Below are 4940 nucleotides of genomic sequence, written 5' to 3'. Positions count from 1 at the left end.
GCCACAGCAATCTAGGACAAATTTACAAAGGCCGAGGCAATTTAGACAAGGCAGCTGAGTATAGCAACAAAGCGCTTACCATTAGCGTTAAGCTTTTTGGTGAAAATCATCCTCAGGTAGCAACAAATTACAGCAATCTAGGAGCAGTCTATAAAGAGCGAGGCAATTTAGGCAAGGCAGCTGAGTATAGCAACAAAGCGCTTACCATTAGCGTTAAGCTGTTTGGTGAAAATCATTCTAGTGTGGCAACTCATTATAACAGTTTAGGCCAAATTTATAGAGCCCAAGGTAATTTAGGCAAAGCAGTAGAGTACAGTAACAAAGCGCTTGCTACCAATCTTAAACTTTTTGGTGAAAATCATCCTAGTGTGGCAAGTTGTTATAGCAGCCTAGGAGCAATCTATCAAGCCCAAGGCAATTTAAAACAAGCAAAAAAGTCTACCAATTTAAAGCAAGCAGAAGAGTATGCTAAAAAAGCGCTTGTCATTAACCTTAAGAGTCTTGGTGAAAATCATCCTAATGTGGCAATCTGTTACAAAAACCTAGGACAAATTTACAAAGCCCAAGGCAATTCAGACAAGGCGGCAAAGTGTGATAACAAAGCACGTGCCAGTGGACATTGCTCAAGGCAATTCAGACAAGGTGGCAAAGTGTGATAACAAAGCGTTTGCTATTAACCTTAAGCTGTATGGTGAAAACCATCCTTAGGTGGCAAATTAAAGCAATCTAGGACAAATCTACAAAGCCCAAGGCAATTTAGATAAGGCGGCAAAGCATATGATAAAGGTGCTTGTCATTTACGTTAAGCTTTATGGTGAAAATCATACTAGTTTGGCGACTCATTATAACAACTTAGGCCAAATCTATAAAGCCTAAGGCAATTTAGATAAAGCATTTGAACATATGAGTAAAGGTTCTCCTACCGCTCTTGCATTCAAATGTATTGCCCAGTTATTTTGAGCTAAAAAAACTATAACCAACAAAAAACAGGCTAAGCTTATGAATCAGCTTTCATTAGAACCTTCTCGTATTCACTCACTAATATTTCCCAACTTTGAAAATAAAGAAAAAGATTTTAGCTCCTCTGCTAGACATACTACTGCCTATAAAGAAATTAGTTTGAAGATATTTGGAGAATTAAGATTACAAGAACTATGCCAGGCTAAACTAGTCTGTAAGGAATGGAAGCAACTAGTTGAAAGCAGCTTTTTAGCTGAAAAAGTCTATATTCTAGCTTTAAAGCTTGTTGTTCAAAATGAGAACTCTATTAAAGAAGCTTTTTGCATAGAAAAATTAGGTGATATTTATAGCGATAAAGGAACTGCTGAAACCTTCCTACAAGCCGTAGGATTATACAACTACTCCTTACGTATTTCTTCGAATGATCAACAAAAGATTATCAAAGAAAAACTTTTTAATGCTCAACGCTTGCTTACTAAACTTTGTGAAGGAAAATCTTTAAGCAATGATTTAATAGAAAAACAATTCGAAAGTAATCGCGAGGTATTAAAAAATTTTAGAGAAGAAATAGAAAAAAAGATTCAAGTACTGCCCGAAAATCCCGCCCCTCAAGAAGTAAGAGATCTTTATAGAGACATTGCAAAAGGGGTAAAAAACTTCTTTAGCATTCTAGTCAATCAAGCCATTGATGCCTTAGGTGCTGCTCCTTGTGAATATGCCATGATAGGCTTTGGCTCTTTAGCCAGAGAAGAGATGACTCCCTATTCTGACTTAGAATTTGGTATTCTTATACAAGAAGACACTCCAGTAAACAGGAAGTACTTTAGGAATCTTACAAGTCTACTTCATCTAAAAGTTATCAACTTAGGAGAAACTATTCTTCCTGCTTTAAACATTCCTTGCTTAAAAGCCATCCATTTTTTTGATGGCATGACGCCACGAGGCTTTGCCTTTGATGGGGCAGGAGTAGAAGAGAAAGGCTGTAAAACTCCGTTAGGCAATGGCAAAAACTTTGAGCTTATCCAAACTCCTGAAAAGATGGCCCAGTATATTGGTAAAGATAAAGAAGGTCAGTGGTGGCATAAAAAAGAGCCTCATCTTCCTATGGAATTGCTAAACTTTACTCATTTGCTAGGCAATGAGAAGCTTACTGAGCAATACAACCAAATTGTTCAGAACAAGCTTAATACCTCTTATCAAGATAGCCTTGATCTGCGCCAGTATTTAGCCAAAGAGCACCTTATGCTAGCTGATATGGAAGCTTTTGACCCAGGAATGGGCGATTTAGATAAGCTTGGCATGCTTTTTAAAGTTAAAAATGATTTTTATCGGTTTCCCCATTTAGCTTTGGATCGTCTAGCTCTTCTTAAAAAAGTAGAAGCTTTCGACACTTTTACTAGAATCGATAAGCTAAGTGAGTTAGGGATTATAACGAAAGCGGCCACTGAAAAGTTAAAGGATTGGATGAGCGTAGCATTATTCATGCGTCTTAAAACTTATTCTCATTATCAGGCACAACAGGAGATGATGAATCCTCTCCTTAAGCCCTTTGGATTTGAGGATCCAGATCTTATTGAAAAGCAGTTTGCTTTAGATCATCAGGCTTTAAAAAAATAAAAAAAATCTATCGCATCTTTATTCCTTTTTATCAATCTTTCCAAGAATTTTTAGCAGGCAATGAAGGCATACTTAAATCTTCTGATTTGGAAGATAATTCGCCAACAACGCAAGGGCATATATGTCGAAGGATTTTTCAAAATAGAAAAGCAGAAAAATGGTATTATAGAGCAATAAAAGCAAATTCACATAACTCGGAAGTTTTAAATGCGCTTGGAGTTATTTATAAAGAGCAAGGTAATTTAAACAGAGCAATAAAATATATTCGTAAAGCGCTTACCATTGACCTTGAGCTTTTTGGAGAAGAGCATCCCAGAGTAGCAAGAGATTACAATAACTTAGGACAAATCTACCAAGAGCAAGGCAATTTAGGCAGTGCTATAAAGCATAGCAAAAAGGCGCTTAACATTGACCTCAAGCTGTTTGGAGAAACACATCACAAGATGGCAATTCGTTACAGTACCTTGGGAACAGTCTACCACAAGCAAGGCAATTTAGACAGAGCAATAGAATATATTCGTAAAGCGCTTACCATTGAACGTGAGCTTTTTGGTGAAAATCATCACACCGTGGCAATAGATTACAATAACTTAGGGCAAGTCTACCACGATCAAGGCAATTTAGATAAGGCAGCAGATTATAGCAATAAAGCGCTTATCATCAACCTTAAACTTTTCGGAGAAAACCATCCCAAGGTGGCAAGAAATTACAATAACTTAGGACAATTCTACCTAGAGCAAGGTGCTTTAGACAAAGCGTTACAGTGTAGCAAGAAAGCGCTTAACATCGATTTTAAGTTTGTTGGAGAAAATCCTTCCGCCGTGGCAAGAGATTACAATAACTTAGGACTAATTTACCAAGAGCAACGCAATTTAGACAGAGCAATAAAATATATTCACAAAGCGCTTACCATTGACCTTAAGCTCTTTGGTGTAAATCATCCCACCGTGGCAATTCGCTACAGCAACCTGGCAGCAATCTACCACGACCAAGGCAGCTTAGATAAAGCGGAAGAGTGTAGCAATAAAGCGCTCGACATAGATCTTAAGCTTTTTGGTAAAAATCATCCGTTGGTAGCAATTGACTACAGCAACCTAGGAGCAATTTACCAAGCCCAACTCAATTTAGATAAGGCGGCAGAGTATAGCACTAAAGCGCTTGCCATTGATCTTAAGCGGTTTGGAGAAAACCATCCCACGGTAGCAAGATACTACAGTAATTTAGGGGCACTCTACCGTGATCAAGGCAATTTAAACAAAGCGGAAAAGTACAGTAATAAAGCGCTTGCTATTGGCTTTAAGCTTTTTGGAGAAAATCATCCCAAGGTTGCAAGCGATTATGGCAACCTAGGAGCAATCTACCAGGCCCAAGGCCATTTAGACAAGGCGGCAGATTATGGTAATAAAGCGCTTGCTATTAACCTTAATCATTTTGGTGAAAATCATCCCAAGGTTGCAAGCGATTATAACAACCTGGGACAAATCTACAAAGAGCAAGGCCATTTAGACAAGGCAGCTGAGTATAGCAACAAAGCGCTTACCATTAGCGTTAAGCTTTTTGGAGAAAATCATTCTCAGGTAGCAACAAATTACAACAATCTAGGAGCAATCTACCAAGAGCAAAGCAATTTAGACAAGGCGGCAGAGTATTTCAACAAAGCGCTTGCCCTTAACCTTAAGCTTTTTGGTGAAAATCATTCCATGGTGGCAACAAATTACAGCAATCTAGGAGCAATCTACAAAGAACAAGGCTATTTAGACAAGGCGAAAGAGTATCTCAGCAAAGCGCTTGCCATTAACCTTAAGCTTTTCGGTGAAAATCATTCTAATATAGCAATCATTTACAACAACCTCGGGCAAACTTGCAAAGGCCGAGGCAATTTAGACAAGGCAGCTGAGTATAGCAACAAAGCGCTTACCATTAGCGTTAAGCTTTTTGGGGAAAATCATCCTCGAGTGGCAAGAGATTACAATAACTTAGGACAAATCTACCAAGACCAAGGCAATTTAGGCAAGGCAACTGAATATCTTAAGAAAGCTTTAGCTATTAACCTTAAGCATTTTGGTGAAAATCACTCTACACTGGCAATTTGTTATAGTAATTTAGGAGAGGCCTATCAACAACAAGGCAATTTTAATAAGGCATTTAAGCATATGAGTAAAGCTTTAGAACTCTCCTACCGTCTATATGGAAGAGGTCATCCCACGGTAACAACATTCTGCAATAACCTACTAGGTCTCTTCTTAGAGGTTTATTTAACACACGCTAGGCAAAAATAGTTTTTTTCGTAACTTTTAACTCGATGATATACTTTTTTCTTGTTGACTAATTTTTAATGAAATATTGTTGATACCTTATCAATT

General features: G+C 37.9%; 3 protein-coding genes and 1 pseudogene. All 4 read left to right on the top strand.

What is annotated here, in order from left to right; translation table 11 throughout:
• A partial coding sequence (locus tag DB41_RS08040) for a tetratricopeptide repeat protein (RefSeq protein WP_039386183.1) occupies positions 1 to 656 on the top strand: 656 nt, incomplete at its 5' end.
• 76 nt (positions 657 to 732) lie between these two features.
• Positions 733 to 876 (top strand): annotated as a pseudogene (locus tag DB41_RS11380) (tetratricopeptide repeat protein); the annotation flags it as partial.
• A gap of 123 nt (positions 877 to 999) precedes the next feature.
• Positions 1000 to 2577: a DUF294 nucleotidyltransferase-like domain-containing protein gene (locus tag DB41_RS08035; RefSeq protein ID WP_039386182.1), complete on the top strand. Its 1578-nt coding sequence runs from the start codon at positions 1000 to 1002 to the stop codon at positions 2575 to 2577.
• A gap of 86 nt (positions 2578 to 2663) precedes the next feature.
• Positions 2664 to 4856: a lipopolysaccharide assembly protein LapB gene (locus DB41_RS08030; RefSeq protein WP_052244029.1), complete on the top strand. Its 2193-nt coding sequence runs from the start codon at positions 2664 to 2666 to the stop codon at positions 4854 to 4856.
• The last annotated feature ends 84 nt before the right edge of the window (positions 4857 to 4940 follow it).

This window comes from Neochlamydia sp. TUME1 (genome assembly GCF_000813645.1).
Classification (GTDB): domain Bacteria; phylum Chlamydiota; class Chlamydiia; order Chlamydiales; family Parachlamydiaceae; genus Neochlamydia.
Note: the sequence above shows the minus strand (reverse complement) of the source record. Positions and strands in the feature narration are given on the sequence as shown.